Raw genomic sequence first — 18,874 nt, 5'->3', positions numbered from 1 at the left:
GATAGCGTTTCAGGAAGTAAGGTTAGCGAGGGGTTAATATGAGGCTGATTCGCCGGGCCGGGCAGGGTGTCAGACAGTCACAACCCGGCCTGGGTTCATGATGCCCTGTGGGTCCAGCGCCCGCTTGATGGCGCGCATGGCGTCCGTCGCGGCGGGCGGGCGCAGGCGGGCGAGTTCGTCGCGCTTCAGGCGGCCCACGCCATGCTCGGCAGAGATGGAGCCGCCATAGGCCATCACGGTGTCAAAGATCACGCGCGTCACGGCCGCTTCCTTCGCTTTCAGAAGTGGCGCGTCCGCCCCGGCGGCTTCCACCACCGAATAGTGCAAATTGCCATCGCCCACATGGCCGAAGATCACGAAATCCGCCGTTGGCAGAACGCCGCGCACCGCCGCATTGCAGGCCTCGATGAAGGCGGGAATGCGGCTCACCGGCACGGCAATGTCCTGGTTCAGCGCGGTGCCATAGGCGCGCTTGGACAGCGGGATCGTCTCGCGGATATGCCAGAAGGCTTTGGCCTGCGTTTCGCTTTCGGCAATCACGGCGTCCTGTATCAGGCCCTCTTCCATCGCCGCTTCCAGCGCGCCTTCCAGAAGGCTGCGCGCATAGGCGCCGTCCGTCTGCGAAATATCCATCAGCACGCGCCAGGGCGCGTTCGAGGGCATCGGATCGCGCGCGGTGGGAATATCGGCCACCACCATGTCCACGGCATTGCCGGGGATGATCTCGAAACTCGTCACCGAGTCGCCCACCCGCCCGCGCACCAGCGCCAGCAGTTTCACCACATCATCCGTAGTCGAACAGATCACCCAGGCGCTCGCGCTTTCCACCTGCGGAAAGAGTTTCAGCGTTGCCGCCGTGATGAGGCCCAGCGTGCCTTCGGCCCCGGCGAAAAGGTGTTTCAGGTCGTATCCGGTATTGTTCTTCCGAAGGCCGGACAGACCGTCCCACACTTCGCCGGAGGGCAACACCACTTCCAGGCCAAGGATCAGGTCGCGCATCATGCCATAACGCAGCACGGCAACGCCGCCGGCATTGGTCGAGATGAGGCCCCCGATGGTGGCTGTGCCTTCAGAGCCAAGCGAGAGCGGGAACAGACGGCTGGCATCCTCGGCGGCCTGCTGCGCGGTTACCAGTGTGGCGCCCGCCTCAATCGTCATCGAATTGTTGAACGGGTCCACCTCGCGCAGGGCATTCATCCGCGTCATCGAAACGCAAACCTCGCCATGCGGCGTGCCGCCATCGATCAGGCCGGTATTGCCGCCCTGCGGGGTCATCGCCACGCCATGCTGCGCGCAGAGTTTCACCAGCGCGGCGGCTTCCGCCGTTGAGGCCGGCCGCACGATCAGCGGCGTTTCGCCTTTGTAGGTGCCCCGCCAGGGCGTTGATGCTGCGTCGCGCTTTTCCGGGTCTTCGCTCCAGCCTTTCGGGCCAAGCAGGTCTTTGACGGCGGCAAGGAAAGCGGGGGGCAATGTCTGTGTCATGGCGCCAGTTTACTCCGCCTGATCCGGCCCCGCCATCCCGCAGAAGGAGGCCCCTCTGCTATTCTTCCAGCGCCCGCATCGCAGTGGCAATTCCGGCGCTTTCGGGCTGGGCGTCCAGCGCCTTGATCACGCCCGCGCGCATGGTTGCGTTCTTGTTCTGGCTGAGCTTGGTGATGCCCTCCAGCCTTTGCGGGCGCATCTCGAAGGCGCGGATGCCGTTCAGCAGCGCTTCAAAGGCGGCGGGGTTCATCTTGCTGCGCGTCCAGGGCGGTTTGGGCAGAAGGGTGGCTTCGAATACGGCGGAAAGGTCGTCCAGAAAGGCCGCTGCGTCTTCCCGGTCAAAGGGGATCGCCTCGCCTGCCGCCTCTACCGAAAGGTAATTCCAGGTGCCCACCTGATCGGGCACGTCGCCATACCAGTCTGGCGAGATATAGGCATGCGGCCCGGTGAACACGATCAGCGCCGGCGCGCCGTCGAGCAGGGCGCGGGTCACCGGGTTTGCCGCAGACAGGTGAAATCGCAGGCGCGGCCCGTGCTCGTCTATTTCCGCGATCACCGGCGTATGCGCCGCCAGCGGCGCCCCCGGCCCGTTCACACTCACCAGCGCAAACGGGTGGGCCGAAATCCGCTCCAGCAGGAGCGCCGGATCGGTTTCACGAAATCGGGGCGATGGGTGCATGGCAGGGTCCGCGGATCAATTCAGGACGTTATCCTGACCTGATCCCCGGCCCCTGTCACGCGGGCGTGGAACCGCCTATTGGCAAACTTTCGCGCTGCGATTGCTGCCGCTCATGGTGCAATGGGCCCAGCGATAACGGTCACGCGTCTCGGCGCTGATCTGCGCTGCGCTTTTCATCGGCGGCGCGCTGGAGGCAGAGGAAGCAGGCGAGGAATAGCTCGGCGGGCTGGAGCCATAGGCGGCGCGATATCGCGCTTCGGCGGCGCCCGCCGTATTGGTGCCTTCCCCGAACTGGCCTTCCAGGCCCGTGCCGCGCGATGCGAGCTCACGGTTTGCTGCTTCCCCGATTGCCTGACCGGGGAACCAGTAAGAGAGGACATAGAGATTGCTGGTCGAGAAGCCGGAATAACTGCCCGCCGCACTGGCCACATATTGCGCCAGCTCCGTGGAACCGTAATCGTTCAGCGCAGCGTTCATGGCGGCGTCATGGCCGCTGGAGGCGATCAAGCCATTGATCGCGGCTTTCTGCTCGGCCAGCCGCGCCAGATAGGCTTCGTACTCGGCGACCTCTTGGCGCCATTGCTTCAGGATTTTCGAGCTGTCGCAAGCGTCCTGATGGTTCATCCCGCAGGCCTTGTCGAAATTCTCCGCTGCCAGATCATATTCCTCGATCTGAGTGTAGACGATGCCCAGGTTGACGCAGCTTTCCTTGGAGCCGTCCGTGCAATTGGCGAGGGCATATTCCAGGCCCGCCTTGGGCTCGAAGGTCGAATAGTCGGGCAGCATATAGGCTGCCTCTACCACGCGGCAGGAATCGGGCTGCCCCAGCGCGCAGCCTTTCTTGCCATAGATCACCGCTTGCTCGGCATTGATCTCTGTGCCCTGGTCCCCATCCAGATATTCCGTGGCCAGAATGGCGCAGGCCAGTGCGTCCTGCAGATCACAGGCCTTGGCGTAAACCGGCAGGGCCAGTTCCACATTCTTCGGTACGCCATCGCCGGTGAACAAGCGCAGCGCCGCATCGCTGCAAGGTGTGCTCAGTCCCCGGTCGCAGGCAACCGCGCCGACTGTCACCATCCGGGCGGTGTCGCCGGCATAATCGGGATGGGCGCCGCTATAGAGTTCCCAGGCAATCTGACAATCATCGGGCGAGCCGAGCTGGCAGGCCTTTGACGCAAACCGCGCCGCGCCTGGAAGGTCCACCGGCGTCTCGATGCCCTGCAGCAGGCGGATGCCCTGATTGATGCAGGCGTCAATGTCGCCCGCCTCACACTGGGCCGGCCAGTTCTCCGCGCCCGGCGGTAAGCCGCCCTGGGCATGTGCTGGCTGCAGCGCGAGAACGGCAAGCGCCGCGAGGCCGCCGAGGAAGGCTTTACCTGACAGAATGCGTGTGTTGGCCATGTCTCAGATTCCCCGTCTGCCCCGGCAACGGGCGCGGGGTCTGAATTATTTTAGAGGGTGGCGTGCTGAGGAGCGCCCCCCCGTTTCGGGGGCCTAGAACAGGTCGCCCTGTTCTCCTTTTTTGGCGCGGGCGGCGGATCTGGGTTTTTCCGGCGCGGGTGGCGGGGTGTCGCCTTCAAACGGCGCCGCTGTCACATCGCCGTCTGCAAATGTCACGCGCATGACCTCAAGTGTCCTTGCTTGTCCCGAATTGCGCACAATCTGTCCCGAAGTGTCCCTCACAATGACGTATCCGCGCTTCAGCGTGGCCTGGTAGGACAGGGTTTCAAGAAGTTTGCCCTCGGCGGTCAGTGCGGCCTTCTTCTGGTCGATCAGGCGCATCAGGGCGGGCCGGGCGCGCACGGCGCTGTCCCGCAGGCGCTGGCGCTGGGCGCGGATCTCGGTGCGCAGCGTGGCGGGGGAAAGCTGTAGGCGGGAGAGCTTGAGGCGTGCTCGCTGGGTCAGCGCCAGCGCGGCTTTCGGCAGGCTGGCGGCGGCATAGTCGAGCCGCTGACGTTTTGATTGCAAGAGACTTTCTGGCCGCGGCAGGCGCGCGGAGCCGAGCTTGTCACGGGCGCGGCTAAGACTGCGGGTTAGGGCACGTTTTAGCCGCTGGCCGGATTCGCCCACGCTCAGCATCAGCTCTGTGCGAACCGGCACGGCAATCTCGGCGGCCCCGGTCGGTGTCGGCGCGCGGCGGTCGGAGACGTAGTCGATCAGGGTCGTATCGGTTTCGTGGCCAACCGCTGAAATCAGAGGGATTTCGCTCTCGAAAGCGGCCCTGACGACGATCTCCTCATTGAATGGCCAGAGGTCTTCAATCGACCCGCCGCCCCGCGCGACGATCAGCACGTCCGGGCGGTCCGCGCCTGTCATGGCGTTGAAGCCGCGAATGCCGGCCGTCACCTGGGCGGCGGCCTGATCGCCCTGGACAAGGGCAGGCCAGACAATGACGCGCACGGGGAAACGGTCGCGGATACGGTGGAGGATATCCCGGATCACGGCGCCGGTGGGAGACGTGATCACCCCGATCGTGCGCGGCATATAGGGGATGGGCTTCTTGTGCTTGGCGTCGAACAGGCCTTCGGCGGCCAGTTTCTTCTTGCGCTCTTCCAGCAGCTGCATCAGCGCGCCGGCGCCAGCCGGGCGCATCGTCGTGGCGATCAGCTGGTAGGAGGAGCGGCCCTCATAAGTCGACAGGCGCCCGGTGGCGACAACTTCCAGACCCTCCTCCGGCCGGAAGGTCAGCCGGTCGACCTGCCCGCGCCACATGATGGTGTTAAGGACGGCCTTGTCGTCTTTCAGGTCGGCATACATGTGGCCGGACTTGGCGATGGTCACCCGGCCCAGCTCGCCGCGCACGGTCACATGGTCGTAATTGGTCTCGATTGTCCGCTTCAGGCTTGCGGCAAGCTCGGAGACGGACAGTTCGGGCTGATTGGTCGAGGGAGAGTCAGGCATGGCAGGTTTCTGGCGGTCGTTGCCCGCATCCGCAAGGCCTTCTTTGGCGGGTTGATCTCAGCGCAAAACAAAAAGTTTCAGGATTTTCGGGCGTTCTTCCAGTGGTTCAGAATCTGTAGCGGTCTGGTTCAGTTCCTGAACTAGTCCGTGCCAGCCCCTCCGCGATATTTCCGCCTCATGCCGCCGGGCATTGAGCCTGGCCAGAAATATTGAGGGACAAAACCATGACACTCCAAACTGCAACAGCAACCATCAGCCCCAACCAGGCACTCTGGGAAAAAGGCGACTTCACCCGCCTCGCCGCGACAATGCGGGATAGCGGCACAAACTTTATCAAGAAAACAGGTGTTCGCGTTGGTGACAAAGTACTCGACCTTGGATGCGGCGACGGCACGACTGCGCTGCCTTCTGCACGGATCGGCGCTGAGGTGACCGGCATCGACATCGCGCGCAATCTGGTTGCGGCTGGCAACCAGCGCGCCGCTGCCGAAAACCTGCAGAACTGCCGGTTCCACCATGGCGACGCATGCAACCTGGCCAGCGTGGCAGATGACAGTTTCGACTGGGTAATTTCCGTATTCGGCGCCATGTTTGCCCCACGTCCGGCCGACGTGGCCAAGGAAATGGTGCGGGTTGCCAAGCCGGGCGGTCGGATCGTGATGGGCAACTGGATTGCCGGTGATCCGACCCTGATCGCCCAGATCCTGAAAATCAGCGGCGCTTATTCTCCCCCGCCTCCGGAAGGCTTCATCAGCCCGGTTCGCTGGGGTGTCGAGGCAGATGTGATCCAGCGTTTTGGCGAGGCCGGGGTTACTGCCGACCAGATAAGCTTTGAGCGCGAAACCTTCATTTTTGACCTGACGGGCACGGCAGAAGACTTTGTGGGCATCTTCCGGGACTATTACGGCCCGACCATGAATGCCTACGCAGCCGCCGCTGCGAACGGCAAGGATGCCGATCTTGAGGCGGAACTGGTGGACCTGTTCAACCGCCAGAACACCAGCAAAGAGGCTGGCCGCATGGTGCTTCCGGCAACTTTCCTGCGTGTGACCGTGCAGGTCTGATCCAGACTGCCTCTTGATCTCTGGCGCCGCTCCGCGCAAGGAGCGGCGCCATGAACATACTTCTGATCGGGTCGGGCGGCCGTGAACACGCCCTTGCATGGAAGATGGCGCAATCGCCGCTGGTGGATGTGGTGCACTGCGCGCCCGGCAATCCCGGCATGGATGACATCGGCCCGTGTTTTGACGTTCCGGTCGATGACGTTGACGGCCTGGTGAAGCTGGCCTTGCAGATCGAGCCGGACCTGATCGTGATTGGCCCGGAAGCGCCATTGGCGCTCGGCCTGTCGGACATTCTGCGCGCCCGCGGGTTCGACGTTTTTGGCCCCTCGCAGCAAGCCGCGCAGCTGGAGGCGTCCAAGGCTTTCTCCAAGGCACGCATGGTCAAGTACGGTGTGCCGACGGCCGCTTATGGCGAGTTTACCGACGCAGCGCCGGCCAAGGAATTCCTGCGCAGCATGACGGCGCCCTATGTTCTGAAGGCAGATGGTCTGGCCGCCGGAAAGGGCGTGGTGATCGCCGCGACGCTGGAAGAGGCTGACGCGGAAATCGACGAGATGCTCTCGGGGAAGTTCGGCTCGGCTTCTGCGACGCTGGTAATCGAAGAATTCATGCATGGCGAAGAAGCCAGCGTGTTCGTGATCACCGATGGCGAAGGCGCAATCTATCTGCCCGCCGCGCAGGATCACAAGCGCGTTGGCGACGGCGACACAGGCCCGAACACTGGCGGCATGGGCGCCTACGCGCCAGCGCCAGTGGTGAGCAAAGACATCATGGCGCGCGTGAAGCGCGAGATTGCCGAGCCCATGCTGAAAGGCATGGCGAAGGACGGGATGCCCTATCAGGGCGTGCTCTATATCGGCATCATGGTGACGCCTGAAGGACCGAAGGTGGTCGAGTTCAATGCGCGTTTCGGTGACCCGGAATGCCAGGTGCTGATGAAGGGCCTGCAGGGCGATATTGTGCCTGCGATCCTGATCGCTGCGACCGGCGGCCTCAAGGGCAATGAGAAAGATCTGGAACGCCTGTTGGAGCTCGACCGGTTTCAGCCCTCGGCAACGGTTGTTCTGGCCGCGAAGGGCTATCCCGGAAGCTATGAGAAAGGCACCCCGATCAAGGGCGTCAAGGAAGCGGGCGCCATTGATGGCGTGACCGTGTTTCATGCGGGCACGGATGTTGCCGCCGATGGCGTGCTGCTCGCCAAGGGCGGACGCGTGCTGAACGTGACGGCGAGTGGCAAGACCCTGCGCGAAGCAGTGGACCGCGCCTATGCCGGCGTCGATGCCATCGACTGGCCGGAAGGCTTCTGCCGCCGGGACATTGGCTGGCGCGCGCTTGGCCAGTCATAACCGCATGTGACGCTCATCCTGAGCGAAGTCGAAGGATGGACAAGCGGCGCCGACGCCCGCCCCTGGCTCGTCCTTTGACTTCGCTCAGGATGAGCCGTTCGTTGCGTTCGGTGGCGCCTCAGGAACGGGGATCAATCAGGATCTTGATCTCGCTGGGGCTCTTGGCGAGGCTGTCGAAAGCAGCTTCGGTGTTGGCGAGCGGCTGGCGGCTGGTGATCAGGCGTGCGGCCTTGCCAGGATGCGCTTCGATCATCGCCAGGGCGGCCGCAAACTCCTCTGGCCTGTAGGCGAAGCTGAATTCAAGTGTCAGCTCACGGAGGATGCCGTCCAGCGGGGCGAACTTCTCCTCATGCGGGCAGACGCCAGCGACGATGATATGGCTGTGTGGCGGGGCGCCCTTGATGATCTGGTCGATCATGCCCTGAGCGCCGGTGCACTCGAAGATGTTTGCGCCGGGCGGAAGGCCGCGGAATGTGCGCGGCAGCAGCGGCGACATGGCATGTGGCGTCAGCCCCAGATACTGCCAGCGCTCCAGCGGAGACTCCTTGTCCGGATCAATCACGATGTCGGCGCCCAGAAGCGCGGCGGCGCTGCGGCGCTCGGCCGAGAGGTCGGCCGCAAGGATGGGCCCGCGCCCCTGAAGGCTGAGCGCCAGAATGACGGCGAGGCCTACTGGTCCGCAGCCGATGACAACATTGGGCCCGCTATTGCGACTGGCCAAATTGGCGGCGTGAAGGCCTACCGACAGCGGCTCTGTCAGCGCGGCCAGATCATGCGGCACGCCTTCCGGGATGCGAAAACTGCGCACGGCATCGATACAGGTCAGCTCTGCCAGGCCGCCGCCATGGCCCGGTGAAAGGCCAATGGTCTGCGGGCCATCATGGGTGTGGGTGAATGGCAGGCCGGTGATGATGTCCCCGGCCTTCAGCGCCGATTCCGTGCCCGGAGCAATGTCGATGACCTCTGCAGAGAGCTCATGGCCGGGAATGATCTGGGGTATCTGATGCTGCGCTTCAGGCGGTAGGGACGCCGCCATGGCGGCCATCTGTTTCCGGGTGCTGAGATCACTGCCGCATATTCCTGTGAAGAGGGGGCGGACAAGGAGTTGACCGGTTGCGGGCGTGGGGTCGGAAACGTTTCGGATGTTTATGGAATTACCTTGCAGGACAGCGGCGCGCATGATGATCTCCGTTCCGCTATTGAGGGGGCAAGGCGAACAACGCGACTTCCGGTTGTCCGGTGTGCGCTGTCGTGCCGCCGTCTGCGACCATAATTGTTCCGGTCACGTATGAAGCCTCGTCGGATGCGAGGAAGGCGACAACGTTTGCCATCTCCTCAGGCTGGGCGGCGCGCTGAAGCGGAATGCGTTTTTGCCATTCTTCCCGCAGGCCCGGCATTTGCTGAACGCCTGCCGTGATCGGTGTGTCGACGAGACCGGGGCATAGCGCGTTGACGCGTATGCCATCCCGCGCATGATCGACGGCGAGAGCGCGCGTGTAGTTCACAACGGCGCCTTTGGCGGCGTTGTAGGCAGCGAAGCGATAGTCTCCACCGAGGCCGGAAATGGAGGCTGTGTTTACGATGGCGCTGCCGCGCGGCATATGCGGAATGGCGAAGTGGCAGGCATAATAGACGCTGTGTAGGTCAATTGCGATAACGCGTTCCCATTCCGTGGGCGGAAGCTCCACGCTGGTTCCGAAGCTGCCGATGCCGGCATTGTTGAACAGAATGTCGATACGGCCATGGCGATCTATTGCTGCTTGAACAAGCGCTTCGACATCTGACGCACTGGACACATCGCAGCGCACAGCCATCGCGGACGGACCAAGATCGGCGGCGATGGATTTTCCGCCATCGTCGTTCAGGTCTGCGAGGACAACCAGCGCTCCTTCGCGGGCGAGGAGCCGGGCGGTTGCCGCGCCAATGCCAGAGGCTGCGCCGGTAATGACGGCGACTTTGTTTTCAAATCTCTTGCGGGTCATCGATCGGCTCAGCGCGCAGTGCTTGGAGGGACTTCGCTGGCCCAGGCCGGGCGGCGCTGCTTGATCACGTCTGTGATCTTGGCCCATGCTGGCAGCGTCTTGGCCATGAACTTGATGTCGAAGTTTTCTTCAGACCGGAATTCCAGAACCTCTACGCCTTCAGGGCCGGGCGTATAGCGGTAGGCTTTGTCAGCGCCGATGAAAAAACCATCGCCTGCACCCAGCGTTTCAGTGCCAAGCTGAAGCGAGCCTGCTATAATGTAATAGAGGCAATCGGCATTGTGCGTATGCAGAGGGAGTGGAAAGCCGCTCTTGAACCAGGCATAGGTAAGGCTGAAGCCGGGGCGCGAGAAGAGTGTTTTGACCGCGTTGCCTTCTGCGAAGCCTGCTTCCAGTGCGCCGCCGATGCCCTGTTGCATGTCTTCGTTGAGGTCGGAGACCTCCATATGGCCGGTTTCGTCCAGCGTCGGGGCGGAGGCAAAGCGGAAGATTTCCATTCCGGCGCCGCTATTGGCAGATGGTTCTCTGGCGGTGGTTGCAGTCATGATCGGTTCCTCCCAAGCCGGATCATTTTTTTCGGACTTTTAAAAGCCTCTGGCGCTGCGCCCGGCTGCGCGGCATTCTATTGCATCGGTACCATGGGGTCAAAAATAGTCAATATTGACTATTTTTGGTGAAGGGTTGACCATGGTCGGAAGTGGGGGACTCTAACAATCATGATGCAGAACAAGCCCGTAGAGCTGCCGCAGGAATATGCGGCGCGTCGCCGGACAACCCGGCGTGGCGAAGAAACGCGCAGGCAGCTGATCCAGGCCGCTATCGAATGCCTTTGTGAGCGCGGATATGCTGCGACCTCGATTGAAGCCGTCATGGAGCGGGCCGGCGTCAGCCGCGGCTCTGTGCTGCACCAGTTTCCGACACGCATTGCGCTGATCGCGGCGGCGGTGGAATCGGCCATGGAAATCATGATGGCGGACACGCGCGCGCGGATGCGTACATTGCCGGATCAGGCGGCACGTTACCGCGCGATGTGCGACTTTTACTGGGAAACCCAGAACATTCCCGAAGCTGCGGCCGTGACCGAAGTATTGCTTGCGTCGCGGTGGGACGAAGCGCTGGCGGAAGCGTTGCGGCCAGTGGCAATGCGCGTTGAAGCGGACATCGACACGGAAACTCGCGCCACGGCAGCGGGGGCGGGCGCGCAGGATGTAGAGGCCTGCGTGGTGCACGGTCGGGTCATGATCCTGACCCTGCGCGGGATTACGCTGGAGCTGATGTTTGATCGTGGCCGGGCAATGATCCATCGCGCGCTGGAGCAGATTCGCGCGCAGCACATTGTGCATTGCAATGAAATGTTGGGGCCTCGGCCGCGTTAAGGCTCAGCCTTCAGCGGCCTCACCATCCTTGAACCAGGCTTCGACAGGGCCTTTGAGCGTCATAAGCAGGGGCCGACCTTTGCGGTCCACGGCTTTGCCCGCGGCAACTTTGATCCAGCCTTCGGAGATACAATACTCCTCGACATTCGTCTTTTCCTCACCGCGAAAGCGGACGCCAATGCCGCGCACGAGCGCGTCGTAGCTGTAGTGCGGGCTGTCAGGATAGATGGAGAGGCGGTCGGGAGGTGTATCGGTCATAAGCGGCGGTTTAGCCGGGCGGGGGCCGTGTGATCAAGTGAAATAGGCGGCGTTACTTTCCCACGAAGATCAGCGTTCCTTCCGGGACTTCGGCGAGGAAGCGCTCCAGATCGGCCTGTGAGAAGACGATGCAACCATTGGAGCGCCCGAGTTTGCCGTAGCGGGTGAGATGGCCGGGCTCGGCATAGCTGGCGGCGTGGATCACTATGGCGCGCGAGCGCGCCGTGCGGTTGCCTTTTTCGAGCCCATCAAGACGTATCGATCGGCCATGCTTGCCAGTGTATTCCTCGGCCATCCGCAGCACGCCTTCCGGGCTAGCCTGTGAGCCGGGGATGCTGGAGAAACTGTCCAGATAGCCATCATGGTCGGGGTCTGAGCCGAGCCCGTGGGAGACCCGATATCCGCTTACAGCGCCGGTCTCCAGATCCAGGACGAATAGTCGTTCCTTGCTGGAGTGAAGGCTGTAGTCGACGACGACCAGCTTGCCGGTTGTCGCGTTCTCCGGCGCGATAATCTCGGCGGCGGCCAGCGCAGCGCTCAGGAAGCTGGGCCTGACCTGATGGCTCGGGTCGAGATCCAGAGCGGTCGCCCTGCCGTCTACGCACGAAAATGCCAGCAGGATGAGGGCGAAAGCAAATCTGGCAGCGCTCATTCTTGCGTCCTCGTAGTGTCTGCGACGTCGCGGCAGGGCTTGGCGTCCCGACCGGTGTTTGTATGGTAACGGCCAAATTCCGGCAGAATTGAGAGAGAGAAAATGTCAGAGGGCGATACCGCGCAGGAACTTTATTCCGGCACCAAGGAAGTGGCCGAGTCGCATCGTTTCGATGAAACGAAACTCGCAGCCTGGATGCAGGAGAATGTCGAAGGTTATGAAGGCCCACTGGTTGTTCGCCAATTCAAAGGTGGCCAATCAAACCCGACCTACCAGCTGATCACGCCGAAGAAAAAATACGTGATGCGCCGGAAGCCACCAGGCAAGCTGCTGCCCAGTGCACACGCCGTCGACCGTGAGTTCACGATTATAAATGCCCTCTATCCGCTGGGTTACCCGGTGGCGCGTCCCTATGGCCTTTGTCTCGATGAGAGCGTCACAGGGACCATGTTCTATGTGATGGATTGCGTGGAAGGCCGCATCCTTTGGGACGGTACGCTGCCCGAAAGTACACCAGCTGAACGCCGCACGATTTATGAAGCCAAGGTCAAGACCTTCGCCGATCTGCATAATGTTGACTGGAAGAAGGCTGGGCTGGAAGGCTTCGGTAAGGAAGGCGACTATATAGCCCGCCAGATCCATCGCTGGACGAAGCAATACAAGGCTTCGGAAACGATCAACATTCCAGAGATGGAAAAGCTGATCGAATGGCTGCCTGCGAACATTCCGCCCGGCGAGACAACTACGATCGTGCATGGCGACTATCGCCTCGACAACATGGTCCTGCACCCTACCGAACCTAGGGTCATAGCAGTGCTTGATTGGGAGCTGTCGACGCTGGGCGATCCGATTGCGGACTTCTCCTACCACCTGATGAACTGGGTGATGCCGCCAGGCGATTCTGCACGCGGCTCCATCATGGCAATCCCGGACCTGAAGGCCTGGGGCATTCCGACGATGGAGGAGTATGTCGGTCTCTATTGCGAGCATACAGGCCGCAAAAGTCTGCCGGAACTCGACTACTACTTCTCCTATAACGCTTTCCGGCTCGCTGGCATCCTGCAGGGCATCGTCGGCCGCGTGCGGGACGGTACGGCCAACAGCGCCAACGCGGAATCGAACGCAGCGCGCGTCGTGCCACTGGCGAAGTTTGCTTATGAGTATGCGCGCCGCGCCGGCATGCCGGGGTGAGCGCAGAGCCTTCCAGTCCGCCGGCGCCTGAGGGTGGCCGGCGGCTGCTGACTCGCCGAGACCTCTGGTTGCTCGCGCTGGCGAGCGCTGTTGTCACGGCGAACGCCTACTACATCCATCCGATTATTGCGCTGGTCGCTAAGGACTTCGGCGTGTCTCCTTCTGAGATCGGGCTTGTGCCTGCGCTGAACCAGATTGCGCTGGCGCTCGGTATTCTGATCCTGTTGCCGTTGGGCGACCGGTTCAGTAACCGTCGGCTGGCGACCGTGTTCGCGGTTGGACAGTTGCTGGGATTGATCGTCATGGCGTTGGCGAGCGATTTCCGAGTGTTTGTGGCGGGCTCGACCTTTCTGGGCTTTTCCACGATCACGCCTTACCTGTTACCGGCATATGCGTCCAAGCGCGCGGAACCTGGTCGATTGGGGCAGGTGACAGCGACGCTGGCGACCGGCGTTATCGCGGGCATCCTGATTGCGCGGGTGGGCGCTGGTTGGGTCGGCGAGCATTTGGGGTGGCGGACAGTCTATTATGGCGCGGCTACCGTTATGCTGGTGATCACATTGCTCTTGCCACGGATCATGGATGAACGGGAAAAGTCGGACGCGAGCCAGCCGGTTCAAAGCCATCTCTCTCTTGTGCTGTCGGTCATTTCGGTCGTTCGGCAACACCCCGAGGTGCTATTGTCCGCGACGATACAGGGGCTCGGGTTCGGTATCTTCCTGTCAGTCTGGTTGGGGTTGGGACTGCACCTGACATCGCCAGAAATGGGCTATGGCGCCGATACAGTGGGATACCTGGCCGCCTTTGCCTTGCTCAATCTGTTCACGACCACGCGTCTGGGCGCATGGGCAGACAGGATTGGCCCGCGCAAGGCGCGATTCCTGATTTCTCTCGTTCAGTTTTCTGCAGTGAGCCTGCTTGGATTTTTCGGCCATAGCTTGTGGCTGTTGATGATCCCCATCCTCATGATGAATGTTGTGGGACCGCTCATTGACGTGACCGGGCGCATGACCTTCCTGAGCAAGCCCCCGGGCGTGCGCACCCGCCTGATGACTGCTTACATCGCATTGATGTTTATCGGAGGCGGCGTTGCAAGTTGGGCGGCAACTTATGTTTATGAGCACTCTGGCTGGCATGGCACATCCATGCTCACGCTGGCATTGTCGTCCCTCATCGTGACGTTGTCCTTCCTGGCTATGCAGTTCGGTCCAAAGACCGTGTCCCGCTAGGGCGTGACGCGCCGCCGCCCAGATGGCAGAGTTCTCGCAAAACTGGAGGCACCATGACCGACATTCTCAAAGGCCCGCTGCGCAGCCCTGTGAACATGCTTACCGAACAGAAATATGGTGGCCACAAATCCCTGCACGACGACGCAGAGGCCGCGCGCTTGGGCATCAAGGCCGGACCGATCGAGGGGCCGACACACTTCCAGCAATTCGTGCCGCTGCTGGCGGAAGCCTGGGGCAAAGACTGGTTTGAGCGCGGTTGCTTTTCCTGCCACTTCCTCAACATGGTGTTCGATGGTGAGAAGGTGCGTGCTGAAGTGGACCGGCCAGCGCCGGGCGCAACACGCACGCTGGCGCGGGCCTTCAAGGAAGACGGAACCCCAGTTCTAGAGGCGAGCGCGTCACTGGGGCCTGACCATGGCGAAACTCTGCTGGAAGGGCGAATGAATGCGTTGCGTCCCGCAAACGATCTCGTGATCCTTGCGGATATGAGGGTCGGCCTCGCGGGCGCTGCGGAGGAGCGGGTTGTTATGGGGCCGGATCAACATATGGGTGACCTGTACCCGTTCTCGCTCGCAGAAAAGCTGAATGTAATCACTGAGAACGATCCGATGTATTCGGATGCGACTGCGTCTGCCTGGGGTAACCCCGTCATTCCGTTGGAAATGGTCAGTGTGCTGGCGAACTATACGGCGAACACTGCGCGGTTTCCAGTGAAGCATCCAAGCATCGGCCTTTTCGCAGATCTTGAAATCCGGATGATTGAGGGGCCGCTACTTGTTGGTGAAGAGTATGTGCTTCGCCGTGAAGTTGTTGCGCTTTCAGAATCGCGCCGAGTAGAAAACTACTGGATTCGCACGCGCATATTCGACGCGTCAGGTCAGAAACAAGTGGCGGAGATGCTGCTAAACCATGGCGTCATGAAAGCGAGCTATCCACATTATCCCAAAGAGCGACTTGCATGACGCCCGACCATTTGCGGGAATACTGCCTTTCTCTTCCGGGTGCGGTGTTCGTCAGGCAATGGGGCGATGATCAGGTTTATAAGATCAGCGGCAAGATGTTCGCCGTGACGGACAGCGCCTGCTCACGCATCTCGTTCAAATGCAGCGAAGAGGCGTTCCTGATGTTGACTGAGGCGAGCATTGCGCAGCCGGCGCCTTATCTTGCGCGAGCCAGATGGGTGCAGGTTGCGGAGGGCGCCATGCCGGATAACGAACTGTGTCAGCGGCTGAGACAAGCGTATTCCATCGTTCGTGCTGGCTTGACGCGGAAGGCTCAGGCTGCGTTGCTACCTTTTGATGGCTGATCGACTGCGGAAGGCGTTGTAAACATAGCGCAAGGCGCTAGCGTGTCGGCAATTGTTGGGAGGGAATACCCATGAGAAGGACTTTGGCAGCGGCTGTTGGCGCGCTGATGGTAGTTGGGCCAGCGGTGGCAGAGGACGCCATCATCCATGCTGGCTATGTGCTCGCAAAACCCGGCGAGGGATACCTCGCGCGGCAAACGATCCTGGTCGAGGATGGCAAAATCGTCTCGATCACGTCGGGCTTTTCCAAGCCGAAGGACTATGAAGTCATCAATCTCCGCAATGCTTATGTACTGCCGGGACTTATTGACAGCCATGTGCACATCACCAGCCAGAACGGGCCAGGGGATCGCATCAAGGGGTTTGAAAACTCCGATGTCGATACTGCCTTCGATGGCGCCGCCTACGCTCTGAAGACGCTGGAGGCCGGCTTTACGACAGTGCAGGACGTTGGCGCGTCAAACGATGCGATCTTCGGACTGAGGGATGCGATTGCGCGCGGCGCCGTTCCAGGTCCACGTATCCGCGCATCGGGCGCTTCAGTTGCGGTCACCGGCGGCCATGGGGATATCAACGGCTATTCGGCGCAGGTGATGGCCGCGTTTACCGGATCTTCGATTTGCAACGGCGCAGATGATTGCCGTCGCGCTGTACGCCAACAGATCAAGGAAGGTGCTGATGTTATCAAGATCACGGCAACAGGTGGCGTCTTGTCGAATACGTCGGCCGGCCTTGAGCAGCAGTTTTCCGACGAAGAACTAAAAGCAATCGTTGAAGCGGCACATGCGATGGGACGCCAGGTCACCGCGCACGCGCATGGCAAAGGCGGGGTGGATGCCGCATTGCGGGCAGGCGTCGATTCCATCGAACATGGGACCTATCTCGACGATGAAACGATTGCACTGTTCAAGGAGAATGGCGCAACACTTGTACCAACTGTGCTTGCCGGGGCGACCGTCACTGGCTGGACGAATGAGCCATGGCTGCCGCCAGCTTCGCGGATCAAGGCGGCACAAGTCGGCCCATTGATGCTCGACATGTTGAGGCGGGCGCACGAGGGCGGCGTGAATGTCGCGTTCGGGACGGATACTGGCGTTTCCAAGCATGGCGAAAACGCGAAAGAGTTTGCTTTGATGGTGGAAGCCGGTTTCACGCCGGAGGAGGCTATCCGTGCGGCGACGGTGGTAGCTTCGCAGCATCTTGAAATGGATAAATCCGTGGGGACCCTGGAGCCCGGAAAGTATGCAGATATTATTGCAGTCGACGGCGATCCGCTGAAGGACATCAGGGAACTGGAGAGTGTCGACTTCGTTATGAAGGACGGCAACGTCTACAAATCCGGCAAGTAATTTGCAGGGGTGGGCAAGGTGAGGCCATTGCTTTGACGGCGCAGGCCTGCCTGCTTATGCAATTTGAATGGTCAATTCCGGCATTGCTGGTGCCGGCCATTAAAGAGGAAAGTCATGGCTATCCGCCCCTGCTTGCTCGTATCCACTGCGTTTCTGGCGTTGACGGCCTGTGGAGAGGGCCCTTCGCCCTCCGCCAAGCCCGCTGTTGGACTGTCGGCTTCTGAGGTGGTGAACGGCGACGAATGTGTGCCGCTTGCGGACGGCATGTACGAGATGCGCGACGGCAAGCTGCTGGTCAGCTCGACCTCGCCCGAGCTTGCTGCCAATAATCCCGCACTTTGGGCACAGGAAATTCAGAGCGGCCTGCAAGCTGCAGGCATCGACTGGCTTAGCATTGTAATGCGCGATCAGGTGGCCATCGTGACCGGCTTGGCGCCAGATGTGGACGCCAAGGCGCAGGGCTTTGCGACCGGGTCGGCGGCCATTGAGGGGCATCCGCGCGCTGGGGCTGCAGGCCTGATGATCATCGACGGAATTTCAGTAGAAGGCGGAGAGCAGGGCATCGGCGCGCCGCTTGCGGCGCTTGCGGGGCAACTTAGCTCTGCTGAGAGCTGCCAGTCGGCATTCAATGCGACTCTGGATGGTCGTGTGATCCAGTTTGGCGTGAACAATGCGAATATTTCGCCCGTCAGCCTGCCGTTGCTTGATGCGTTGGGCGGCATCACCATTCTTTGCAGGGCTTTTGAGGTAGAGATTGGCGCACACACAGATACGCGCGGCGCCGATGATTACAATATGCGTGTGTCGCAGGAGCGCGCGGACGCGATCCGTGATTACCTTGTGAGCGAAGGCGTTCCAGAAGATACGCTGAAGGCTGTCGGCTATGGTGAAAGCCGCCCGATCGACACAGGGACGACGGCTGAGGCGCACGCCCGCAACCGCCGGACCGAGTTTACCATTGTTTCCCGCTGACTATCAGAAGCTGAGAATCAAGCCTGTTGAGGGCGGTATCTTTGCATCCAGAGTCTGTGTCCAGGCTTGTGTGATTGCTGACTGACCACCTGCTTTTTCCGGGGTCAGATACTTGGAGGACGCCGCGTAAAAGCCGGTGAGTGCACGGCCCATCCGGGCATTTAGTTCGTCTGCACCAAGATCTTTTGCCCGTTCTGCAGCATACGTTGGTACAAAGAAGAATTCTGGTTTCGGGCCAGGAGCGTCGACCGGAGTCCGGTTGCCCTCCCAATCGGTAACGCCGATTACCAGACTGCGCACCAGACGGTCTTTCAGTGCGTGATGAACATCTGCCGTAAGTGTGGGCCGGCCAAGGAAGTCTACATAAGCGGTCAGTCCGCGCGAATGCAGGTCATCCACATCATCGTATGTGACAGTGCGGGCGTAGAGGCCAGTGCTCTCGACATAGTGTTTATTTGCGGTCGAGGTCAGTCCAATTGCTTCGACTGCGCCACGTTGTTTCAGGCAATGGGCCAGCGCCAGTGCGGTCTTTGAGGATGCCGAGGAAATGACAACCGTTTCAGGAATTTCCGCTCCGGTTTCCATCAGGCAGTCGTCAATCATCCAGCCCGTTGTAAACAGGGGGCGGAACAACATCTGCTGAGCTTCGAATGCCGGATCGTAGCCTGGGTCAGCCGAGTTGAAGATGTAGGTGTTGTAGATTGGCGCAAGGCCCTGGCGATGCGGTGCGCCATCCATGAAGCCGTTGGCGTTTGTGCGAATGGGCTGAACATCGAAATGATTGGAAATTGGCAGGTAGCCGTAAACGCGGGCGCCCGGCGCGATGCCGTCAGCGTTGGATTCCATGACGGTCGCGAAGCCCCACACCGGAACGCGCCCGAACGCAGGATCGGCTGTCGGAAAGAAGTTCCAATAACCCATGGCCTCACCGAAGCTGGCATAGGTAACGTTGTTTGCTGTCAGCGCGAATGCGTCGACCCTTAGGCGCGCCTTGCCAGGCCCAAGCGGAGCCGAGAGCGTGTCGGCCCAGAACGTGTCACGCAGATCGCTGCGCCGGATCAGAAAGTCAGCCATTCATAGTCCCCTT

19 protein-coding genes are annotated in these 18,874 nt (G+C 61.2%); 9 read left to right on the top strand and 10 right to left on the bottom strand.

The window, feature by feature from the left end:
- Positions 1-69 precede the first annotated feature (69 nt).
- The 4 genes from K1X12_RS15735 to xseA form a co-directional block, all read right to left on the bottom strand.
- Positions 70-1,482, bottom strand: coding sequence for an FAD-binding oxidoreductase (locus tag K1X12_RS15735; protein WP_220988553.1), 1,413 nt, complete (start codon positions 1,480-1,482; stop codon positions 70-72).
- Between the two features lie 58 nt (positions 1,483-1,540).
- On the bottom strand, positions 1,541-2,161 hold the full coding sequence (locus K1X12_RS15730) for an FMN-binding negative transcriptional regulator (protein WP_220988552.1): 621 nt from the start codon (positions 2,159-2,161) through the stop codon (positions 1,541-1,543).
- Between the two features lie 75 nt (positions 2,162-2,236).
- Positions 2,237-3,562, bottom strand: a complete 1,326-nt coding sequence (locus K1X12_RS15725) for a tetratricopeptide repeat protein (RefSeq protein WP_220988551.1) — start codon at positions 3,560-3,562, stop codon at positions 2,237-2,239.
- Between the two features lie 93 nt (positions 3,563-3,655).
- Entirely contained in the window at positions 3,656-5,062 is a 1,407-nt protein-coding gene (gene xseA, locus K1X12_RS15720) for an exodeoxyribonuclease VII large subunit (RefSeq protein ID WP_220988550.1), read from the bottom strand.
- Positions 5,063-5,286: 224 nt separating this feature from the next.
- Between xseA and K1X12_RS15715 the strand changes: the two genes are divergently transcribed.
- Positions 5,287-6,126 (top strand): class I SAM-dependent methyltransferase, encoded by an 840-nt coding sequence (locus K1X12_RS15715; protein WP_220988549.1) that lies wholly within the window; start codon positions 5,287-5,289, stop codon positions 6,124-6,126.
- A gap of 50 nt (positions 6,127-6,176) precedes the next feature.
- On the top strand, positions 6,177-7,472 hold the full coding sequence (purD, locus tag K1X12_RS15710) for a phosphoribosylamine--glycine ligase (protein WP_220988548.1): 1,296 nt from the start codon (positions 6,177-6,179) through the stop codon (positions 7,470-7,472).
- A gap of 118 nt (positions 7,473-7,590) precedes the next feature.
- Here the strand turns inward: purD and K1X12_RS15705 are convergent, their stop codons facing one another.
- Genes K1X12_RS15705 through K1X12_RS15695 form a run of 3 tightly spaced genes read right to left on the bottom strand, consistent with a single transcriptional unit; the run spans position 7,591 to position 9,999 of the window.
- Entirely contained in the window at positions 7,591-8,652 is a 1,062-nt protein-coding gene (locus K1X12_RS15705; RefSeq protein WP_220988547.1) for a zinc-binding dehydrogenase, read from the bottom strand.
- Between the two features lie 16 nt (positions 8,653-8,668).
- On the bottom strand, positions 8,669-9,454 hold the full coding sequence (gene budC / locus K1X12_RS15700; protein WP_220988546.1) for a meso-2,3-butanediol dehydrogenase: 786 nt from the start codon (positions 9,452-9,454) through the stop codon (positions 8,669-8,671).
- 8 nt (positions 9,455-9,462) lie between these two features.
- Complete coding sequence (locus tag K1X12_RS15695) at positions 9,463-9,999, bottom strand: cupin domain-containing protein (protein ID WP_220988545.1); 537 nt, start codon at positions 9,997-9,999, stop codon at positions 9,463-9,465.
- Positions 10,000-10,170: 171 nt separating this feature from the next.
- Here K1X12_RS15695 and K1X12_RS15690 point away from each other — a divergent pair, with 171 nt between their 5' ends.
- On the top strand, positions 10,171-10,830 hold the full coding sequence (locus K1X12_RS15690) for a TetR/AcrR family transcriptional regulator (protein ID WP_220988544.1): 660 nt from the start codon (positions 10,171-10,173) through the stop codon (positions 10,828-10,830).
- A gap of 3 nt (positions 10,831-10,833) precedes the next feature.
- Here K1X12_RS15690 and K1X12_RS15685 read toward each other — a convergent pair whose 3' ends face one another.
- Entirely contained in the window at positions 10,834-11,088 is a 255-nt protein-coding gene (locus tag K1X12_RS15685) for a DUF3297 family protein (protein ID WP_220988543.1), read from the bottom strand.
- A gap of 52 nt (positions 11,089-11,140) precedes the next feature.
- Positions 11,141-11,740, bottom strand: coding sequence for a murein L,D-transpeptidase catalytic domain-containing protein (locus K1X12_RS15680; protein ID WP_220988542.1), 600 nt, complete (start codon positions 11,738-11,740; stop codon positions 11,141-11,143).
- 102 nt (positions 11,741-11,842) lie between these two features.
- Between K1X12_RS15680 and K1X12_RS15675 the strand changes: the two genes are divergently transcribed.
- The 6 genes from K1X12_RS15675 (at position 11,843) to K1X12_RS15650 (ending at position 17,787) form a co-directional block, all read left to right on the top strand.
- Entirely contained in the window at positions 11,843-12,931 is a 1,089-nt protein-coding gene (locus K1X12_RS15675; RefSeq protein WP_220988541.1) for a phosphotransferase family protein, read from the top strand.
- 68 nt (positions 12,932-12,999) lie between these two features.
- On the top strand, positions 13,000-14,160 hold the full coding sequence (locus tag K1X12_RS15670; protein WP_225908007.1) for an MFS transporter: 1,161 nt from the start codon (positions 13,000-13,002) through the stop codon (positions 14,158-14,160).
- Positions 14,161-14,213: 53 nt separating this feature from the next.
- On the top strand, positions 14,214-15,122 hold the full coding sequence (locus tag K1X12_RS15665) for a hotdog family protein (RefSeq protein ID WP_220988540.1): 909 nt from the start codon (positions 14,214-14,216) through the stop codon (positions 15,120-15,122).
- The gene (locus K1X12_RS15660) at positions 15,119-15,466 is read left to right on the top strand and encodes an MmcQ/YjbR family DNA-binding protein (protein WP_220988539.1); all 348 of its coding nucleotides are present in this window, start codon (positions 15,119-15,121) and stop codon (positions 15,464-15,466) included. The genes K1X12_RS15665 and K1X12_RS15660 overlap by 4 nt, the downstream gene beginning before the upstream one ends.
- 71 nt (positions 15,467-15,537) lie before the next feature.
- Positions 15,538-16,815: a metal-dependent hydrolase family protein gene (locus K1X12_RS15655; RefSeq protein ID WP_220988538.1), complete on the top strand. Its 1,278-nt coding sequence runs from the start codon at positions 15,538-15,540 to the stop codon at positions 16,813-16,815.
- A 114-nt stretch (positions 16,816-16,929) separates the two neighbouring features.
- Positions 16,930-17,787, top strand: a complete 858-nt coding sequence (locus K1X12_RS15650) for an OmpA family protein (protein ID WP_220988537.1) — start codon at positions 16,930-16,932, stop codon at positions 17,785-17,787.
- A 3-nt stretch (positions 17,788-17,790) separates the two neighbouring features.
- Here K1X12_RS15650 and K1X12_RS15645 read toward each other — a convergent pair whose 3' ends face one another.
- The gene (locus tag K1X12_RS15645; protein ID WP_220988536.1) at positions 17,791-18,861 is read right to left on the bottom strand and encodes a DUF2855 family protein; all 1,071 of its coding nucleotides are present in this window, start codon (positions 18,859-18,861) and stop codon (positions 17,791-17,793) included.
- Positions 18,862-18,874 lie beyond the last annotated feature (13 nt).

It is taken from the genome of Hyphomonas sediminis (assembly GCF_019679475.1).
GTDB lineage: Bacteria > Pseudomonadota > Alphaproteobacteria > Caulobacterales > Hyphomonadaceae > Hyphomonas > Hyphomonas sediminis.
This window is presented reverse-complemented; position numbering and strand designations above follow the sequence as displayed.

What these genes read in the sequence shown, in the direction of transcription:
- K1X12_RS15645 (WP_220988536.1), bottom strand. Translation starts at nt 18,861, where the DNA reads ATGGCTGACTTTCTGATCCGGCGCAGCGATCTGCGTGACACGTTCTGG.
- K1X12_RS15705 (WP_220988547.1), bottom strand. Translation starts at nt 8,652, where the DNA reads ATGCGCGCCGCTGTCCTGCAAGGTAATTCCATAAACATCCGAAACGTT.
- xseA (WP_220988550.1), bottom strand. Translation starts at nt 5,062, where the DNA reads ATGCCTGACTCTCCCTCGACCAATCAGCCCGAACTGTCCGTCTCCGAG.
- K1X12_RS15715 (WP_220988549.1), top strand. Translation starts at nt 5,287, where the DNA reads ATGACACTCCAAACTGCAACAGCAACCATCAGCCCCAACCAGGCACTC.
- K1X12_RS15665 (WP_220988540.1), top strand. Translation starts at nt 14,214, where the DNA reads ATGACCGACATTCTCAAAGGCCCGCTGCGCAGCCCTGTGAACATGCTT.
- K1X12_RS15660 (WP_220988539.1), top strand. Translation starts at nt 15,119, where the DNA reads ATGACGCCCGACCATTTGCGGGAATACTGCCTTTCTCTTCCGGGTGCG.
- K1X12_RS15690 (WP_220988544.1), top strand. Translation starts at nt 10,171, where the DNA reads ATGATGCAGAACAAGCCCGTAGAGCTGCCGCAGGAATATGCGGCGCGT.
- K1X12_RS15730 (WP_220988552.1), bottom strand. Translation starts at nt 2,161, where the DNA reads ATGCACCCATCGCCCCGATTTCGTGAAACCGATCCGGCGCTCCTGCTG.
- K1X12_RS15650 (WP_220988537.1), top strand. Translation starts at nt 16,930, where the DNA reads ATGGCTATCCGCCCCTGCTTGCTCGTATCCACTGCGTTTCTGGCGTTG.
- K1X12_RS15680 (WP_220988542.1), bottom strand. Translation starts at nt 11,740, where the DNA reads ATGAGCGCTGCCAGATTTGCTTTCGCCCTCATCCTGCTGGCATTTTCG.
- K1X12_RS15725 (WP_220988551.1), bottom strand. Translation starts at nt 3,562, where the DNA reads ATGGCCAACACACGCATTCTGTCAGGTAAAGCCTTCCTCGGCGGCCTC.
- purD (WP_220988548.1), top strand. Translation starts at nt 6,177, where the DNA reads ATGAACATACTTCTGATCGGGTCGGGCGGCCGTGAACACGCCCTTGCA.
- K1X12_RS15735 (WP_220988553.1), bottom strand. Translation starts at nt 1,482, where the DNA reads ATGACACAGACATTGCCCCCCGCTTTCCTTGCCGCCGTCAAAGACCTG.
- K1X12_RS15655 (WP_220988538.1), top strand. Translation starts at nt 15,538, where the DNA reads ATGAGAAGGACTTTGGCAGCGGCTGTTGGCGCGCTGATGGTAGTTGGG.
- K1X12_RS15695 (WP_220988545.1), bottom strand. Translation starts at nt 9,999, where the DNA reads ATGACTGCAACCACCGCCAGAGAACCATCTGCCAATAGCGGCGCCGGA.
- budC (WP_220988546.1), bottom strand. Translation starts at nt 9,454, where the DNA reads ATGACCCGCAAGAGATTTGAAAACAAAGTCGCCGTCATTACCGGCGCA.
- K1X12_RS15685 (WP_220988543.1), bottom strand. Translation starts at nt 11,088, where the DNA reads ATGACCGATACACCTCCCGACCGCCTCTCCATCTATCCTGACAGCCCG.
- K1X12_RS15675 (WP_220988541.1), top strand. Translation starts at nt 11,843, where the DNA reads ATGTCAGAGGGCGATACCGCGCAGGAACTTTATTCCGGCACCAAGGAA.